At 40.7% G+C, this 18,575-nt stretch carries 13 protein-coding genes and 1 riboswitch; of the genes, 8 read left to right on the top strand and 5 right to left on the bottom strand.

Annotated elements, in window-relative coordinates:
* The first annotated feature begins 29 nt into the window (after positions 1–29).
* Positions 30–2,276 (top strand): DNA topoisomerase IV subunit A, encoded by a 2,247-nt coding sequence (gene parC / locus ACJ7Z2_RS08395; RefSeq protein ID WP_409499994.1) that lies wholly within the window; start codon positions 30–32, stop codon positions 2,274–2,276.
* A 70-nt stretch (positions 2,277–2,346) separates the two neighbouring features.
* Here parC and lysC read toward each other — a convergent pair whose 3' ends face one another.
* A complete protein-coding gene (lysC, locus tag ACJ7Z2_RS08390; RefSeq protein ID WP_409499993.1) occupies positions 2,347–3,699 on the bottom strand; it encodes a lysine-sensitive aspartokinase 3 in 1,353 nt (450 codons plus the stop codon).
* Between the two features lie 98 nt (positions 3,700–3,797).
* A riboswitch (Lysine riboswitch) is annotated at positions 3,798–3,989 on the bottom strand.
* A gap of 272 nt (positions 3,990–4,261) precedes the next feature.
* Here lysC and nagE point away from each other — a divergent pair.
* Positions 4,262–5,713 (top strand): N-acetylglucosamine-specific PTS transporter subunit IIBC, encoded by a 1,452-nt coding sequence (gene nagE, locus ACJ7Z2_RS08385; RefSeq protein WP_409499992.1) that lies wholly within the window; start codon positions 4,262–4,264, stop codon positions 5,711–5,713.
* A 61-nt stretch (positions 5,714–5,774) separates the two neighbouring features.
* Here nagE and ACJ7Z2_RS08380 read toward each other — a convergent pair whose 3' ends face one another.
* Positions 5,775–6,104: a DUF496 family protein gene (locus ACJ7Z2_RS08380; protein ID WP_006252310.1), complete on the bottom strand. Its 330-nt coding sequence runs from the start codon at positions 6,102–6,104 to the stop codon at positions 5,775–5,777.
* A 195-nt stretch (positions 6,105–6,299) separates the two neighbouring features.
* Between ACJ7Z2_RS08380 and ppx the strand changes: the two genes are divergently transcribed.
* The 3 genes from ppx (at position 6,300) to ACJ7Z2_RS08365 (ending at position 9,392) form a co-directional block, all read left to right on the top strand.
* Entirely contained in the window at positions 6,300–7,802 is a 1,503-nt protein-coding gene (gene ppx / locus ACJ7Z2_RS08375; protein ID WP_126302008.1) for an exopolyphosphatase, read from the top strand.
* Between the two features lie 246 nt (positions 7,803–8,048).
* Positions 8,049–8,513, top strand: a complete 465-nt coding sequence (gene nanQ, locus ACJ7Z2_RS08370; RefSeq protein WP_006248605.1) for an N-acetylneuraminate anomerase — start codon at positions 8,049–8,051, stop codon at positions 8,511–8,513.
* Between the two features lie 9 nt (positions 8,514–8,522).
* The gene (locus ACJ7Z2_RS08365; RefSeq protein ID WP_006248604.1) at positions 8,523–9,392 is read left to right on the top strand and encodes a MurR/RpiR family transcriptional regulator; all 870 of its coding nucleotides are present in this window, start codon (positions 8,523–8,525) and stop codon (positions 9,390–9,392) included.
* 205 nt (positions 9,393–9,597) lie between these two features.
* Here ACJ7Z2_RS08365 and ushA read toward each other — a convergent pair whose 3' ends face one another.
* The gene (gene ushA, locus ACJ7Z2_RS08360; RefSeq protein ID WP_126302009.1) at positions 9,598–11,241 is read right to left on the bottom strand and encodes a bifunctional UDP-sugar hydrolase/5'-nucleotidase UshA; all 1,644 of its coding nucleotides are present in this window, start codon (positions 11,239–11,241) and stop codon (positions 9,598–9,600) included.
* Between the two features lie 36 nt (positions 11,242–11,277).
* Complete coding sequence (locus ACJ7Z2_RS08355) at positions 11,278–11,640, bottom strand: diacylglycerol kinase (protein ID WP_006248602.1); 363 nt, start codon at positions 11,638–11,640, stop codon at positions 11,278–11,280.
* Between the two features lie 255 nt (positions 11,641–11,895).
* Between ACJ7Z2_RS08355 and sstT the strand changes: the two genes are divergently transcribed.
* Together sstT and ACJ7Z2_RS08345 are read left to right on the top strand one after the other, a co-directional pair.
* Complete coding sequence (gene sstT / locus ACJ7Z2_RS08350) at positions 11,896–13,110, top strand: serine/threonine transporter SstT (RefSeq protein ID WP_126302010.1); 1,215 nt, start codon at positions 11,896–11,898, stop codon at positions 13,108–13,110.
* A 141-nt stretch (positions 13,111–13,251) separates the two neighbouring features.
* Entirely contained in the window at positions 13,252–15,534 is a 2,283-nt protein-coding gene (locus tag ACJ7Z2_RS08345; RefSeq protein ID WP_409499991.1) for a DNA internalization-related competence protein ComEC/Rec2, read from the top strand.
* Here the strand turns inward: ACJ7Z2_RS08345 and queA are convergent.
* Positions 15,531–16,616: a tRNA preQ1(34) S-adenosylmethionine ribosyltransferase-isomerase QueA gene (queA, locus tag ACJ7Z2_RS08340; RefSeq protein ID WP_409499990.1), complete on the bottom strand. Its 1,086-nt coding sequence runs from the start codon at positions 16,614–16,616 to the stop codon at positions 15,531–15,533. The genes ACJ7Z2_RS08345 and queA overlap by 4 nt on opposite strands.
* 157 nt (positions 16,617–16,773) lie before the next feature.
* Between queA and ACJ7Z2_RS08335 the strand changes: the two genes are divergently transcribed.
* Complete coding sequence (locus tag ACJ7Z2_RS08335; RefSeq protein ID WP_409499989.1) at positions 16,774–18,543, top strand: ShlB/FhaC/HecB family hemolysin secretion/activation protein; 1,770 nt, start codon at positions 16,774–16,776, stop codon at positions 18,541–18,543.
* Positions 18,544–18,575 lie beyond the last annotated feature (32 nt).

Here is an 18,575-nt window from a genome sequence, read left to right as displayed (position 1 = left end):
TCGTTTTTTTAATATAAATATCAATAAAAATGACCACAGAAATCAATTATGAAGGCATTGAGCAGATGCCGATTAAGCGTTTTACCGAAGATGCTTACCTCAATTATTCGATGTATGTAATTATGGACAGGGCATTGCCGTTTATTGGTGATGGCTTGAAACCTGTGCAACGCCGTATTATTTATGCGATGTCAGAACTTGGGCTAAATGCTTCGGCAAAGTATAAAAAATCAGCCCGTACCGTGGGGGATGTATTAGGTAAATTCCACCCGCACGGTGATAGTGCTTGTTATGAGGCGATGGTGTTAATGGCTCAACCGTTCTCTTACCGCTATCCATTAGTGGACGGGCAAGGCAACTGGGGGGCACCGGACGATCCGAAATCCTTCGCTGCAATGCGTTATACCGAATCGAAATTGTCTAAAATTGCAGAAATTTTATTGGGCGAGTTAGGGCAAGGAACGGTGGATTATCAGCCCAATTTTGATGGCTCGTTGGAAGAACCGAAATATCTGCCGGCTCGTTTACCGCATATTTTGCTGAACGGTACGATGGGGATTGCGGTGGGAATGGCAACTGATATTCCGCCTCATAACATTAATGAATTGGCTGATGCTAGTGTGATGTTGCTGGATAACCCTAAAGCCACGCTTGATGATGTGCTAAGCGTGGTGCAAGGGCCGGATTACACGACAGAGGCTGAGATCATCACGCCAAAAGCCGAAATTGCCAAAATGTATGAGCAGGGTCGTGGTTCCATTAAAATGCGTGCAGTATGGAAAAAAGAAGAGGGTGAAATTGTGATTTCAGCCTTGCCTCACCAAGCCTCGCCTTCAAAAATTATTGAGCAAGTAGCAACGCAAATGCGGAATAAAAAACTGCCGATGGTGGACGATATTCGTGATGAATCTGACCACGAAAACCCAATTCGGATTGTGATTGTGCCACGCTCTAATCGCATTGATTTTGAAGCGTTAATGGATCACTTGTTTGCGACAACCGATTTGGAGAAAAGCTATCGAGTCAATATGAATATGATTGGCTTAGACGGCAAACCGGCAGTGAAGAATTTACTGACTATTCTCAATGAGTGGCTGAGTTTTAGACGTACCACGGTCACTCGCCGCTTGAATTACCGATTAGATAAAATTTTAAACCGCTTGCATATTTTAGACGGTTTGATGATTGCATTTCTCAATATTGATGAAGTAATTGAGATTATTCGCAATGAAGATGAGCCGAAAGCCGAGTTAATGGCTCGTTTTAACCTGACCGATGTGCAAGCAGAGGCGATCCTGAACTTACGTTTACGCCACTTAGCCAAATTGGAAGAACATCAATTACAGGCGGAAAAATCCGAACTGGAAAAAGAACGTGATGAATTGCAACTGATTTTAGGCTCGGAACGCCGTTTGAACAGCCTGATCAAGAAAGAGATTCAAGCCGATGCCAAAGCATTTGCCAGCCCACGCCGCTCACCATTGGTTGAACGAGCGGAGTCTAAAGCGATTGCGGAAAGTGACTTGACTCCAACCGAAGATGTGACGGTGATTTTGTCTGAAAAAGGCTGGGTACGTTGTGCGAAAGGACACGATATTGATGTTCAAGCCCTTAGCTATCGAGCCGGAGATGGTTATCTTGCCCACGCAAGGGGTAGAAGTAATCAGCTGGTGGTATTTTTAGACAGCACAGGCCGAGCTTATGCTCTCGAACCAACTTCACTGCCTTCGGCACGCTCGCAAGGTGAGCCACTTACAGGCAAAATCACCCTGCCGGAAGGTGCAGTAGTGCAGCAAGTGCTAATGGCAAGTCCTGAAACCAAAGTGCTAATGGCATCCGATTCTGGCTACGGCTTTATTTGTACCTTTGAAGATTTAGTTTCTCGTAATAAAGCCGGCAAAGCGGTTATTTCTTTAACCGAAAATGCAAAAGTGCTTCCGCCACAACTGCTTGAGAGCGATGACAATTTATCTTTAGTGGCAATGAGTAATGTCGGCAGAATGTTGGTTTTCCCGGTGAGTGAACTACCGGCACTTTCCAAAGGTAAAGGCAATAAAATTATCAATATTTCCGCTGCCTCAGCAAAATCCGGTGATGAATATTTAGCCCGTTTATTGGTCATCAAACCAACCAACTCATTGGTTTTTGTGTCCGGCAAACGTAAAATTACATTAAAACCGAGCGATATTGACAACTACCGCGGCGAACGTGCAAGAAAAGGCTCACAGCTTGTAAGAGGGCTTAGTACTAATGCGACGGTGGAGATTGTGGAGTAAAGGGAAGAAGCGGTTAGGGGGTAAATCCAACAATTTTGCCCCAAATAACCGCTTGCAATGGAGTTATTGCTTATTCAAATAAGCCTTTGTGAAGCGAACGAACCACATCGTCTGCTTCTGCATTTTTCACTAAGGTGCAAACATTATTGCTGCTTGCTCCATAGCTGATTAGGCGAATGTTGTAATTCTCAAGAGTGTGGAATAATTTTTTCGCCACACCGGACTGAGCGTGTAAGTTGTTGCCGATAATAGCGACTAAAGCGAGGTCGCTTTCTACTTGCACATTGCAATATGCGTTGAGTTCATCGAGTAGTTCGGCTGATAACATATCCGCACCCGAAGAGGCTGAGCCCGTTTTATCTAGGGTTAATGCAACGCTGACTTCGGAAGTGGTAATCACATCAACCGAAATTTTGTGTTTTGCTAAAATCGCAAATACATTCGCTAAGAAACCTTGTGCGTGTAGCATTGAAAGGCTGGAAAGCGTGAGTAAGATTTGGTTGCGGCGTAATGCAATCGCACGGAAAGTCGGGCGTGGTTGTGGATCACGGGTTACCCAAGTACCGCCTTGTTCCGGTGCTTTACTTGAGCCTACGTATACTGGAATATTACTACGCACTGCCGGCAATAAGGTTGCAGGGTGTAATACTTTTGCCCCAAAGGTTGCCATTTCTGCCGCTTCGTTAAATGCCATTGTGTCAATGCGTTGAGCGTTCGGTACAACACGAGGATCGGTAGTATAAATCCCCGGTACGTCTGTCCAAATGAGTACATCGTTAGCATTTAATACTTCTGCTAACAATGCAGCAGAGTAGTCTGAACCGCCACGTCCTAAAGTGGTGGTTTTGCCTTCATCATCACGACCGATAAAGCCCTGTGTAATCACAATTTTGCCTGATGCGATTAATGGCTTAATCACATTGTCTGATTGTTGCTGGGTTTTCTCGTCATTTGGTGCTGCTTTTCCATAATGGTTGTTTGTTGCCACAACGTCACGCACATCTACCCATACTGCCGGGTGTCCACGTTCAATTAATAATTGCGTGAAGATTTTGGTGGACATCATTTCCCCGTGGCTGATTAACTCATCACTTAAGGCGGCTGAGGTAGCTAGGCTGGCTGATTCTGCTAATGTTTCAATACGTTCTAATAATTCGTCGATTTCCGCTTTAACGGCATCTTGATGTTGTAATTTTTCAATAATATTGTATTGAATTTGGCGGACTGCTGCGATGACTTCATCACGGTGTTCTTTTTCACAGCCGTTAGCAAGTTCCACTAAGTAATTTGTTACGCCGGCAGAGGCAGAAAGCACAACCACACGAGTATTTGCATCAGCAATTACAATATTGGCAGAAGAGGTCATTGCATCAAAATTTGCAACACTTGTACCACCAAATTTAGCCACAGAAAGATGAGACATAATAAAAATTTCCTTAAAACAAAAATAGATAAATATTGTGTTAGGGGATATTCGGAAAGGAAATTTGAGTAGATTATACGGTTTTATTGTTGAACCAATTAATCAGAGCACTCCATTTAATATGGTAAAATAACCTATTAAATGACAGCTGATAGGATTCAACCTATTCAGCCGATGTTAATTCCAGTCTAGTGAATTCACACCTCGGCAATCACTCCCATCACTTAATTCTCAAACGGCCCTAGTTGCCTAAAATCAAGTTGCCTGAGTGTTGCACCTCTCCCGTAATGGCAAGCCCATTACTCTTTTTCAACAGTATTGAAAAGTGTGCATAGAAATACCGTTTTATTAATGTTTTGTCAATGAATATTTAGGTAATCCAGTGCTATTTAGATAATTATTTAAAATATCACGATAAAAAGTGAACATATTTCTAATATTGAATAAAAACTCCTAAAAAATATTTTGAAATGGATCACAAAACCAAATTTATTTGATTGTTCTTTAATCGGTTTTTTCCTATGCTTAAGTTACTCATTATGAGGTATTTTTGGAGGCTTTTATGAGTACATTAACCTATTTACAAAAAATTGGGCGTGCATTAATGGTGCCGGTTGCTGCATTACCGGCAGCTGCATTATTAATGGGTATAGGCTATTGGATTGATCCGGACGGCTGGGGAGCGAATAGCCAATTAGCGGCATTGCTAATTAAGTCTGGGGCGGCAATTATTGATAATATGTCTATTCTGTTTGCTGTGGGCGTGGCATTTGGTATGTCAAAAGAAAAAGATGGGGCAGCCGCATTATCCGGTTTAGTCGGGTACTTAGTGATTACCACTTTGTTGTCTCCGGGGGCTGTTGCTCAGCTAAAGGGGATTGCAGTTGATCAAGTGTCTGCAGCATTCGGTAAAATCAACAACCAATTTATCGGGATCTTAGTAGGGGTTATTTCAGCCGAAATTTATAACCGTTTCTACCAAGTAGAGTTACCGAAAGCATTGTCTTTCTTTAGCGGTAAACGATTGGTACCGATTGTGGTGTCAGTGGTAATGATTGTGGTGTCATTTATCTTACTCTATGTCTGGCCGGTTATTTTTGGTGCTTTAGTCTCTTTTGGGGAATCTATCAAAGATATGGGAGCGTTAGGGGCAGGTATTTATGCTTTCTTTAATCGTTTGTTAATTCCGGTTGGATTACACCATGCATTAAACTCGGTTTTCTGGTTTGATGTTGCAGGTATTAATGATATTCCAAACTTCTTAGGTGGAGCAAAATCATTGGCTGAGGGCAAAGCAGTGATAGGGGTAACAGGTATGTATCAAGCTGGTTTCTTCCCGGTGATGATGTTTGGCTTACCTGCGGCAGCATTAGCTATTTACCACAGCGCGAAACTGGCTAAGAAAGTGCAAGTAGCCTCTATTATGTTTGCTGCTGCTTTAGCTTCGTTCTTCACCGGCATTACGGAACCGCTTGAATTTGCCTTTATGTTTGTTGCACCTGTGCTTTATGTGGTTCACGCTTTATTAACCGGATTATCTGTTTATATTGCTGCCTCAATGGAATGGATTGCCGGTTTCGGTTTTAGTGCAGGTTTGGTTGATTTAGTGTTATCGACACGAAATCCGCTGGCTATACAGTGGTATATGTTATTGGCTCAAGGTATCGTGTTCGCGGTAATTTACTATGTATTATTCCGTGTGGTGATCCAAGCCTTTAACTTAAAAACGCCAGGGCGTGAAGATGATACCGAAGTGCAAACAGTGAATGCGGTTTCTCGTAGTGAACAAGCTGCCAAATTTGTTGAAGCATTAGGTGGTAAAGAGAATATTACCAGCATTGATGCTTGCATTACCCGATTACGCTTAATCTTAAATGACACGGCGAAAGCTGATGATGATAAATTGAAAGCCTTAGGGTCAAAAGGCAATATCAAATTAGGTGAGAATGGCTACCAAGTGATTTTAGGGCCGGAAGCAGAATTTGTGGCAGATGCAATGAAAAAACTGAATTAACCGTATGAATCACAAGCGGTCTGATTTGCGAATTTTTTTGCAAATTAGACCGCTTGGCTTTTTATGCTTTTTTATTGGTTGGTGCTTGTTTGTGAGAGGCCATTTTTTGGCGGATTTCACGGCGTTGTTTGGAAAGTTCCGCATTACGGATCATATAATCATCCACCCGATTTTCATAGTCATCACGCATATTGGAGATGATGGCTCGAACTTCCTCGATAGACATTTCATCGGTAATGTATTGCGTTAGGTTATCTAATAAAAGAACACGTTTCTGATTGTCACGAATTTTGCGATCATTATCCGCAGTTTCACGATGTAGTTTGTTTTTTAGACGATAAAGATGCACATATTCCAGCATATCGTGGAATGATTTATTCACTTCAGACATATCAATCTCCCTTGATGTAGTGTTGAATTAAGTAAGCTCGTAAATCCTATTCTTTTTCCGTCAATTCGTCAAAAAAATTTATCACATTTTATGATTTAAATTAATTCTCGCGAATAACGCTAAATTTGTAGTGATATCTAGGGCTCAAAAATGGTAATATCTTACTTATTTCAGTTATTGGTACAGGGTTTCATTATGTCATCAAATATTGCTCCTAGAGAGTTTGCAGCTATTGATTTAGGCTCGAACAGCTTTCATATGATTGTAGCCCGTATCGTAAATGGTTCCATTCAAGTGCTTTCCCGCTTGAAACGGCGTGTACGGCTGGCAGATGGGCTTGATGAGAATTTAGTGTTAAGCCAAGAAGCGATTGATAGAGGGATTGCTTGCTTAGCCTTATTTGCCAAGCGTTTAGAAGGATTTTCTGCGGAGAATGTGAAAGTGGTTGGCACTTATACCTTACGCAGAGCAATCAATAACCAAGATTTTCTGGAGCAAGCGAAAGCAGTATTTCCTTACCCTATTTCCATTATTTCCGGACAACAAGAGGCGAGGCTGATTTATTCGGGCGTTAGCCATACCCAACCCGAAACTGGCAGAAAATTAGTGGTAGATATTGGCGGTGGTTCAACTGAAATGACTATCGGTGATGATTTTACCCCGATTCGAGCGGAAAGTCGTCATATGGGTTGTGTGAGTTTTGCAAAACGCTTTTTCCCGCAGGGAGAATTAACGATTGAGCGTTTTGATAGCGCCTATCAGCTTGCAATGGAAAAAATCGAAGATTTAATGTGGGAGTACAAAGAGTTAGGTTGGGACTATGCTTTAGGTTCTTCCGGCACGATTAAAACTGTTCATCAAGTGCTGATTGCCAATGGCTATCGTGATGGCTTAATTACAGAAAGCCGCCTACAGAAAATTATTGATATTTGCCTAGAGTTTAAATCGTTAAATGAGATTAAGCTACGAGGCTTACTTGATGAACGAGCAGACGTGCTAGTTCCGGGCTTAGCTATTCTTTTAGCACTTTTTCACACCTTTAGAATTGAGGTATTACGTTATTCCAACGGAGCTTTAAGAGAAGGGGTAATGTATGGTTTGGAGAAAAGTTTCCAAGTTGGGGATATTCGCCAGCGTACCGCAGAGGCGTTAGCCGAGCAATTTGATTTAGATAAACAGCAAGCAAAAAGGGTGGAACATACGGCGTTGATTTTATTTGACCAAATCAAAACTTGGAAAAACCGCCGCCAAGTGCAAGATTTGCGTTCAATCTTAAAATGGGCAAGCTTATTGCATGAGATCGGCATTGTAGTAAACCACAATAATGTGCATCGTCATTCTGCTTATTTGATTGCAAACCGAGATTTACCGGGATTTGATTTTGAACAGCAAACCCTTCTATCGGTATTAATGCGATACCATCTTAAAGGATTCAAACGCTCGGATATTCGTAGTATCAACCGTTACCAATGTAGAGATGTATTAACGTTGGTACGGGTTTTCCGGCTAGCGGTGCTATTAAACCGTTCTCGCCAAGCGACTGTAGTGCCGAAACAGTTGAATTTGGTGATTGAAAATAATGCTTGGCAACTTACCTTTGAACAGGGCTTCTTAGCGAATAATCCACTGATTTCAATAGATTTAGAAGAAGAGCAAAAAATATTGGCGAGTACAAATCTTCAGTTTGCGGTCTCTTAACATTTAAATGAAGGAAGCGAAGGCTTCCTTTTTCGTTTATTGCATTCCCTTTTGCGAACAAGCGGTCAAATTTAGCTAATTTTTTGCAAAAAGTATTTTTTAAAATTTGATCAACTTCTCATTTTTGATGTTTGCTTATTGAGATTATATATTTTACGAATTATCCTACTTTTATTGGAGTGTATCTTCATAAATTTTAGTAGTATGGAGCAGATTATTAGGATTAGTTATTTTTAGGAGAATTATATGATATTAGCCGATTTATCAAGAGACGATTATTTAAAATCACTTCCACCAGTATTCGCTCGCCTTTGTAAAAAATTAAAAAGTTTAGATTTAGTTAATTTGGAATTAGGCTGGCAAGAATTAGAAAATGGTATTCGCATGAATGTGATGTCATTTGAAACTACGCCAGCTGAGGGAAAAAAAGCAGAGTTACACCGAAAATTTATCGATATTCAATTATTAATAGACGGTGAAGAAATGATTGAATACGGATTAAGTCAGCCGGATTTATCTAAGTATGATGAATATCGAGATGAAGATGACTACCAATTAACAGCTGAGATTGATGATAAAAATAACTTGATCCTCAAGCCAAATATGTTCGCTATTTTCCTCCCTTATGAACCACATAAGCCTGGAAATTCGGTGAATGGTAACAAAACATTGAAAAAGCTGGTGGTGAAAGTACCTGTTGAATTGATTTAGGAGGCTACTATGTCTAGTCGGGGAAAAATTCTTAATACAATTAGCTCGCTACAAAATAGTTTAACCAAAACAGAGAAGAAAATAGCTGCTGCTATTTTATCTCAGCCGGAATTGCTAAGCCAATGTTCATTATCTGAAGTGGCCAAACAATTAGATGTTGGTGAAGCAACTTTTATTCGTTTTTGTCGTACATTAGGTTTTAAAGGTTATACCGACTTTAAATTAGAGCTTGCAATAGAGTTGGCTACGCAAAATCAAGATAATAGAGTATTGCTTGATACGGATGTTTCAGAATCGGATACATCGAAAGATATTGCTGAGAAGCTCAAAGTGAGTTTAGATAACGTTATTGAAGAGACTATTAATTTGCTTGACTTTAACGTGTTGGAAAAAGTTGTTGAAGAATTACGTAAGGCAAAACGGATCTTTTTATTTGGAGTGGGTTCTTCTGGGTTAACCGCAGAAGATGCAAAACATAAATTAATGCGTATTGGGCTACAAACCGATGCAGTCACAAATAATCATTTTATGTATATGCAGGCGGCATTAGTGAAAGAGGGGGATTTAGTTATAGGGATTAGCCATTCAGGCTATTCTGAAGAAATAGTGAAATCACTACGTTTTTCTCGTGCAAATAAAGCTACAACGGTTGCGATTACACACAATTTACGCTCCCCCGTCACGGAAGAGGCTAATTATGTGTTAATTAATGGTAATCGACAGGGGCATATGCAAGGAGATTCTATCGGTACTAAAATGTCACAACTTTTCGTTCTTGATTTAATTTATACCTTACTAGTTAAAGCCGAACCCGAAAATGCGTTGAAACAGAAACAAAAAACACTGAATGTGATTTTGGAACAACGTGTTAAAGGCTAATAAGCAGTGATATTACCCTATAAAAGTCAAAAACCTTTGGCAAAGTATTGCCAGAGGTTTTTTAATTTTCATCATATGGTGATGAATTAATTTGGTAGGGATTTTTATCGATTTCCTATAACACTTGAAAGTAAGAAAACAATCTACTGGCAGCCACAGCTCTTTTGAGCAGAGACTGCCAGAGTGAGTTTCATTTTCTATAGCTCTATTTGAAAATGATCTGGTTTTTTGGATCGTATTTATCTGCCTCAATAATTTTATTTTCTTCGAAGAATTTTTTCAGCATTTCGGCATCAATAAAGCCTGTATTGACATAGCTAGGGTGTTTTTTCAGTAATGGGTAGCCATCGCCACCAGCCGCAACATAGTCAGGCAGAGAAACTTTATAAGTTTTCTCTTTATCAAAAGGTTTGCCACCGATTTTAACATCAGAAATAGTTTTTGCTGTACGATCGACTACCATTGAAATGCCGGCAAATTGAGGATAAGCGCCAGTATCAACTTCTTTCAGAGCAATAGTGGTGAGGGTATCTAACAATTCTTGTCCTTTTAAATCCACCGTTGCAATCATATTACCGAAAGGTTGAACAGTCAGAATATGTTTATAAGTTACTACACCTTCTTCAAGGGAGGTACGAATACCGCCGGAGTTCATAATCCCGATATCGGCTTTTACCCTTTCCATTTGCGATTGTGCAATTAAACGACCGAGATTGGTTTGTTGGAAGCGAATATGCTCACGTTTGCCGTCTAATAACCCTTTCACACGACCAACTTCAATATTAAGCTTTTTATCGCCCTCATCTTGATATTTTTTCAATAAGGTATAGGTCGCTTCATCGGCTTTGATTTCAGGCTGGTAAAGTTGGTATTCTTTAGTACCGTCTTCTTTTTTAATGGTTTTTTTTAAGTTGACCGGAATTAATTCATATTTTACCAAGGTGGTTTTTCCATCTTTAAACTCAAAATCAGCCCGTCCAACAAATTTGCCCCATTCGCCGGCTTGCACAATCCAAGTACCGTTTTGGAAGTCTGGTTTACATTCCTCACCTGGCGTATATTTGGCTTTGAATTGACCTTTTTCATCAATACAAACAGTATCGTGGGTATGACCGCCAATGATTAAATCGAACGCTCCTTTTTCTAAGGTACGGGCCATTGTTACATCACCTGGTGCATTAGTACCATGTTTACCGTCAAAATAGTAACCCATATGGGTTAAAGCGATACGTACGTCGGGTTTTTCTTTTTGATTAATTTCAGCTAATGTGTTTTTTGCTGTTTCAATAGGGTTTTTGAAAAAGGCATTTTCCGTTACATCTGGATTACCTAATTTTGCGGTATCTTCGGTTGTTAATCCGATAACAGCAATTTTTAGTCCGCCTCGTTCTAACATCACGTAAGGTTTTACAATGGGTTTATCCGTTTTTTTATTAATGACATTGGCCGAAATAAAGGGGAATTTAGCCCATTTTTCTTGCATAGAGAGAATTTGCAGTGGGTAATCAAATTCGTGATTACCTAGAACCATTGCATCGTAACCAATCGCATTCATTCCTTCAATATCAGGACGTGCATTTTGCATATCTGACTCCGGCACGCCTGTATTCGCATCACCTGCATTCAGCATTAATACCGAACCACCTTTTTCTGCGACCTCTTTGCGAATATTATCAACCAATGTTTTTTGAGCAGCGAGACCGTATTCGCCTTTATCACTTTGCCAAAAGTGACCGTGTATATCGTTAGTATGTAAAACCGTAAAACGATATGTTTTACCTGTCTCGTAGGCCATTGCTGATGTTGCACTAAGTAGTGCTACCGAAAGTAATGTTTTTTTTAAGCGCATAAATACCTCAGTAAGAGTGTTGGTTGAAAAATAGAGTTAACAAAACAAAATTAATATCCAAGTTATAGCGAGTAAAACCATCGCCATAAATACAGCTGCAGAGCCAATATCTTTAGCTCTACCAGAAAGCTCGTGGAAATCAGCCCCAATGCGGTCAACAACAGATTCAACCGCACTATTGAGTAGTTCTGTAACTAAAACAAGTAAAACTGTGCCTACTAATAATGCTTTTTCAATATTGGTTTCGCCTAGAATAAGCCCTAGAGGGAATAAAATAGTAGCGCACCAAATTTCTTGGCGAAAGGCGGCTTCATTAATATAAGCGGCTTTTAACCCCTTCATAGAGTAGCCAGCTGCATTGATCACACGTTGAAAATCTGCTTTATTGGTTGGTTTCATAGTAAATAAAATAAATAAAAGAGTTTAGAGAACTATTGTACTGAAAGAATAGTGATGTTCAAAGAACCTAAGGAAAAAATAATATGATAGCCATGGAATGTAAAAAACTTCACTTTTTTGTAAAAAAATCTGAAAAATAAACCGCTTGTTTATTCCATATTTGTTTATTTTCCGCTAATCTTATAAACCTATTTTTTCAGGCGGATAAATTTTATTTATCCTTATTTTTTTGTTGTCTTACAGAAGTGAAGGGTTATGAGTCAATCATTATCATCAAAAATTCTTGGCGGTAATTTAGTATTACGTATCGCCATTGGTTTAGTGCTAGGGGTATTGCTGGCATTTATTAATAAAGAATGGGCTACCAGCGTTGGTGTATTAGGTCAATTCTTTGTGAAATCATTACGTGCCATTGCGCCTATTTTAGTATTTGTATTAGTTTTGGCAGCGATTGCAAATAAAGAAGTTGGTTCAGATAGCAAATTAAAGCCGATTCTGGTGCTTTATGTATTAGGTACATTTTTTGCGGCATTAACGGCTGTTGTTTTAAGCTTTATGTTCCCAACTACATTAGAGCTTACTGCAAGCCCAGACGGTTTAACCCCGCCACAAGGCATTGGTGAAATTCTAAAAACCGTTATTTTTAACTTAGTTGATAATCCATTAGTCGCATTAAGTAATGCAAACTTTATCGGTATTCTTGCGTGGTCTATCGGTTTAGGGATTGCATTCCGCCACGGTTCGGCAACTTCAAAAGCATTCTTAAATGATTTAGCTAATGCCGTTTCGTTTGTTGTGAAAGTTGTGATTGCATTTGCGCCTATTGGGGTATTTGGTTTAGTAGCTGAAACTGTTGCCATCAATGGTATTGATGCGTTTGAAGATTACGCACGTTTATTAGTTGTCTTAGTTGGTGCAATGTTATTTGTGGCATTAGTACTAAATCCATTATTAGTCTATTGGAAAATTCGTCGTAACCCATACCCACTTACATTTACCTGTTTACGAGAGAGTGGTGTAACGGCATTTTTTACCCGCAGTTCAGCAGCCAACATTCCGGTAAATATGAATTTAGCCAAGCGTTTGGGCGTTCGTGATGAGATCGCTTCTGTAGCTATTCCATTAGGTGCAAGTATTAATATGGCAGGAGCAGCGATTACTGTTACCGTATTAACCCTAGCAGCAGCTTATACACAAGGTATTCAGCCTGATTTTGCAACAGCACTTTTATTAAGCGTAGTTGCATCAATCTGTGCTTGTGGCGCATCTGGTGTGGCAGGTGGTTCATTATTATTGATTCCATTAGCTTGTAGTTTATTTAATATTCCAAACGATATTGCAGCACAAGTGATTGGGGTAGGTTTCGTGATTGGGGTAATTCAAGACTCAGTTGAAACCGCATTAAACTCTTCAACAGACGTATTATTTACCGCAGCGGTAAGTTACGCTGAAGATCAAAAATCAGCATAATATCTCTTCTTTATAAGGCAGGCTAAAAAGTCTGCCTTTATTTTTTCAGGTATTTTTGCGATCTGTGTCGAAAATCTGAAAATTTATTCTGAAAATATTAAGCATAAACGGCATACTCAGGTTTAAAAAGTAAGCCGAATTATGACTTTAGATCGTCTTTGTATTGCCCTGATTCTATTTCATCTGCCTATTTTATGGTTGCCTAAAGCGTTTCTATTTGTGGGTATAGTAATAGGAACTTTAGTGCTGATATTGAGTGTTTATCTACGCTCAAAATTAACGGCTGTACTCGGCTTATTGGTTTGTATTGGCTATATTCAGATCATTCAAGTTGCAAAAAATGCGGAAAAAACGACCGCTAGTAAAACGCCTGTTCAATTTGAAATCAGTAAAATCTTAAAACAAACCGATTATCAAACAGCAATTGCGACACTAAATACAGGCGAGAAGATCTACTTGAACTGGCAATCGGAACAGCCGTTGTTACTTAATCAATTCTATCAAGCCGAACTGGCTCTTCGCCCCATTTCAGCCCGTAGTAACATAGGCAATTTTGACCGCCAACGTTGGTATTTTGCCAATCATATCAATATAACAGCAACGGTTCGCAAGGTAGAAACATTAGCCAAAACTGATTATAGCTTGCGAACAAATTGGCTGAATAAGGTGAAAGCTGAAACGGACTCTTTGCCTACGCAAGGCTTATTATTGGCTCTGGCTTTCGGCGAAAGGGCGTGGCTGAAAACAGAACATTGGGCGCAATTCCAACAAACCGCTACTGCCCATCTAATTGCCATTTCAGGCTTGCATATCGGGCTGGCAATGTTGTTTGGTGTTTACTTTGCCAAAGGCGTGCAATGGCTCTGTTTAAAAAGCGAGCTTACCGCATTACAAGCGGTCGGATTTTCGCTTTATTTTGCAAGAATAGTTGGTTTAATTACGGCATTCGGTTACAGCTATTTAGCCGGTTTTGCCGTGCCGACCGTCAGAGCGTTGCTGGCGATTGCGTTTGTCTTGCTTTGCCAAGTTCTGCGGCGACACTATACCCCTTGGCAATATTGGGGGCGAATAGTGGCATTACTGATTTTAATTGACCCATTGAGCCTGCTGTCTGATAGTTTTTGGCTCTCAATTTTAGCGGTAGCAAGTTTAATTTTATGGTATCAATATTTTCCCCCTAGCCGATTTTTAAACGATGAATATCGTAAAAAAATCACAAAATTTAACCACTTGTGGTTATCGCTTTTACACTTACAAATCGGCATTTGGCTGATTTTCTCACCGGTTCAACTCTACTTTTTTGAGGGAATCTCTGCTTTTGCATTGCTTGCCAACTTGATTATTGTGCCACTGTATAGCTTTTTGCTTGTATCGCTTATTTTATTTACGCTCTTAACCGACAATCTGTTTTCAACGTGGCAGCTGGCGGACTATCTAGCTCAATTTAGCTTATGGCTGTTAGCTCCGCTTTCTAATGCGTGGTTTGCATTAAGCCATTGGCAGCAATGGCAGTTGCTTTCGCTTAATTTATTGGTTTTAGCATTGCTTTATTGCAAATTATATCGGCTGGCTTATAAAAAATGGTTGAGTGCAGTAGCGGTATCCCTATTGTTCAATCTGAGTTTTTATCTGCCTAAGATTTTAAATCAAGCCAAAACAGAGTGGGTAGTATTTGATGTCGGGCAGGGGCTGGCAATGGCGTTAATTTATGAGCAGAACAAAGCGGTGATTTATGACACGGGATCGAGTTGGCAATCGAAGAATGGCGAGATCAACTCAATGGCAAAAATGGAAATTTTGCCGTATTTAAAGCGAAATGGGGTTGAGGTTGAAGCGATTTTTTTAAGCCACGATGATAATGATCATTCAGGTGGGGTTGAGGAATTATTGAAAGCCTATCCCAAAGCAGGGCTAATTAGTTCAAGCAAGGTGGCGTATCACAATCTAAATCCCGAGCCTTGTATTGCCGGAACATCGTGGCAATTTGGCGAATGGCAGTTATCGGCAATTTACCCATCACACATTGTAGAACGAGCTAAAAACCAAGACTCTTGCGTTATTTTAGCCAAAAACGACCGCTTGCAAATTTTGTTGACAGGAGATTCCGGCGTGGAACAAGAACGCCAATTTGCCCATCAGCTCGGCAAAATTTATTTTCTACAGGTTGGGCATCACGGCAGTAAAAGTAGCACCGGTGAAACCTTATTAGCAGCTACTCAGCCAACATTTGCACTAATTTCTGCCGGCAGATGGAACCCGTGGAAATTACCGAATAAGCAGATTATTGAGCGATTAAACAGAAAGCATATTAGCGTATTAAACACCGCAGAAACAGGAATGATAAGAGTAAAGTTTTACCCAAATTCTATTGAAATTGAACAAGCAAGGGGAGGAGTCTCCCCTTGGTATAAGCAGTTTTATTAAGGAACATCACTCAACGCATTTGGGTTTTTATTGATAAACATCGCATCGCCATAGCTGAAAAAACGGTATTTTGCTTCTACTGCGTGGGCGTAGGCGTTCATCGTATTTTTGTAGCCGGCGAACGCCGAGACTAACATAATTAGCGTGGATTCTGGTAAATGGAAATTGGTTACTAACGCATCAATGACTTTAAAGGTTTTTCCCGGGTAAAGGAAAATAGCGGTGTCAGAAAAGAACGGTACAATTAATTTCCCGTCTTTTTCAGCCGCTTGGGCGGCACTTTCAACCGAACGCACTGATGTCGTACCAACCGCAATGACTCGTTTTCCTTTAGCTTTCGTTGCAAGAATTTTATCAACGACTTCTTGGCTCACTTCGGCATATTCGGCGTGCATTTTATGATCTTCAATGGTTTCTACCCGTACCGGCTGGAAAGTACCTGCACCAACGTGTAGTGTCACGAAAGCGGTTTCGACTCCTTTTGCTTTTAGTTTTTCAAGCATTGCATTGTCAAAATGCAAACCTGCGGTAGGAGCGGCAACTGCACCTAACACTTTGCTGTAAACCGTTTGATAACGCTCTTGGTCGGCATCTTCATCGGGGCGGTCAATATAAGGTGGAAGTGGCATATGACCGGCTTGCTGTAGCAATTCAAATAATGGCTGATCTCCGTTAAACACCAATTCAAATAAGGTATCGTGGCGGGCTACCATTGTCGCCGTAAAGCCGTTACCTTCACCTAATTTATCTTCCCCAAAGATCAATTCAGCCCCTTCTTTCGGTGCTTTTGAGGCTTTAACGTGAGCCAAGCAACGGTGTCCATCTAATACCCGTTCTACTAATGCTTCCACTTTACCACCACTCGTTTTTCGACCATAAAGGCGAGCCGGGATCACTCGGGTGTTATTGAAGATCAACAGATCACCTTCGTTGATATGGTCGTATAAATCCACAAATTGTTGGTCGGCAAATACCCCTGTTTCTCCGTTTAAATGTAGTAAACGGCTGGCAGAGCGTTCAGCAGTCGGGTAACGAGCAATCAGCTCATCGGGTAAGTTGAAATGAAAATCTGAAACTAACACGGTTATTTTATTCTCTTATAGTATAAAAATGGCGGAGATTTTAGCATAAAAACCGATTGACGTCAGAAGATGTAAAGCACTTCAAAAATTGGAGTTTGCAAAACACCATAAATTTTTATAGACTAAAAAAGATTCAATATCTTATTGGCGTAATCCTATGAAATATTCACAAAATTTAATTTTAAGTTCGCTGTTGTTAAGTATTTCTTTCGTTGCGGAGGCAGACTCAAGAGCTGCACAAACACACATTGATGCAACTCAACAACAAATTGATGCTGCCCAGCAACACCGTCAACAGCAATACCAACAAAGCCAAGCAGAAAAATTTCAGCCGAAAGCTGATGTGCGGCTCGAGACACAAATCACTGATACACTTACTCTTTCCAATCACGAATCGCCTTGTTACCCCATTCATCAAATCACCCTCATTGACTATTCGCCTGATAATTCTCTGACTACCAGCCAATTCCAATGGGCGTTTGAAAAAGCAGCAAAATCACTTCATTTGACATTACCGCATTGTTTCGGCGGTGAAGGGGTAGGCGTGTTGATGAAGCAAATCCAAAACGAAATTATCGGCAAAGGTTATGTCACCACACGAGTGGTCACTGCAGAACAAGATTTACGTGGCGGAAAATTAGTCTTAACCGTGATTCCGGGCAAAATACGCAATACTTTAGTGGTAGATAGCGGCAAAGTACCGCGTTTTACCAAGCTGCACGCCTTAACCGGTTTTACTTTTGCTGAAGGCGATATTCTGAATGTGCGAGATATTGAGCAGTCGTTGGAAAACCTAAAACGGGTGCCGACGGCGGAGGCAAATATTGAGATTTTACCCAGCTCAAGCGAAAAAGCGGAGGCGGGCGAGAGTGATTTAAAAATCAGCTATTCGCAAGCGTTTCCATTTCGCTTAAATCTTGGGCTGGACGATGCCGGCTCGAAATCCACAGGCAAATTACAAACCTCCGCCACTCTGTCTATAGATAATATTTTTTCGGCAAATGACCTATTCTATACCTCTTTTACCCATTCGATGAAACAAAAAGGCGATGATAACGGCAGACGTGCCAGTAAAAATCTCACGCTTTACTATTCCGTGCCGTTTGGCTATTGGCAGTTAGCGTTTTCGCACACTCACAGTCGCTATCACCAAGAAGTATTTGGTGCCTTTGATAAGAGCTATCTCTACGCCGGTGAAAGTGATACCGATAAATTAACGCTCTCTTATTTGCTTTATCGTGATGCCAAACGCAAAACGACCTTGTCCGGTTCACTTTGGTCACGCCAGTCGCAAAACTATATTGATGGAGCAGAAATCAGTGTCAACAAACGCCGAATGGCGGGCTGGGAAGCGGGTTTTTCGCATAAAGAATATTTCCCGACCGCTACGCTTGAGCTTTCGGCTAATTTCAAACGAGGTACGGCAGCACGAGGAGCATTATCTGCTCCCGAGGAAGATTATGGTGAAGGGACTTCTCGCCCTAAAATCATCACGGCAAATGCAAGCCTGACGAAGCCATTTTTATGGGGCGAACAGCAATGGCAGTGGCAAAGTAGTCTAAATGCTCAGTGGAATAAAACTCCACTGGTTCCTCAAGACCGTTTTTCGATTGGCGGGCGTTACACCATACGTGGATTTGACGGTGAACTGACACTTTCCGGTGAGCGGGGCTGGAACTGGCGTAATGAGTTGAGCTGGCAATTTAATCCGAGCCACGCTTTTTATTGGGCGGTAGATGGTGGTCGAGTGTCCGGTTGGGCAACGGAAAATCAGCTCGGACATCATTTAATGGGAACAGCCATTGGGTTTCGGGGTGGAGTTAAAGGATTTAGTTATGACGTGTTTGCCGGTAGACCGATGCGAAAACCGGAAGGGTTTAAAACCTCAGACACCGTTGCCGGTTTTAATATTGGTTACAATTTTTAATGAATGATTGGGCATATTGTATTAAGTATATT

Origin of the sequence: Mannheimia glucosida (assembly GCF_046267875.1) — a bacterium.
In the GTDB taxonomy this organism is placed as follows: Bacteria; Pseudomonadota; Gammaproteobacteria; order Enterobacterales; family Pasteurellaceae; genus Mannheimia; species Mannheimia glucosida.
The sequence above is the reverse complement of the archived record's forward strand: the minus strand, read 5'-3'. Positions and strand labels throughout refer to the sequence as shown.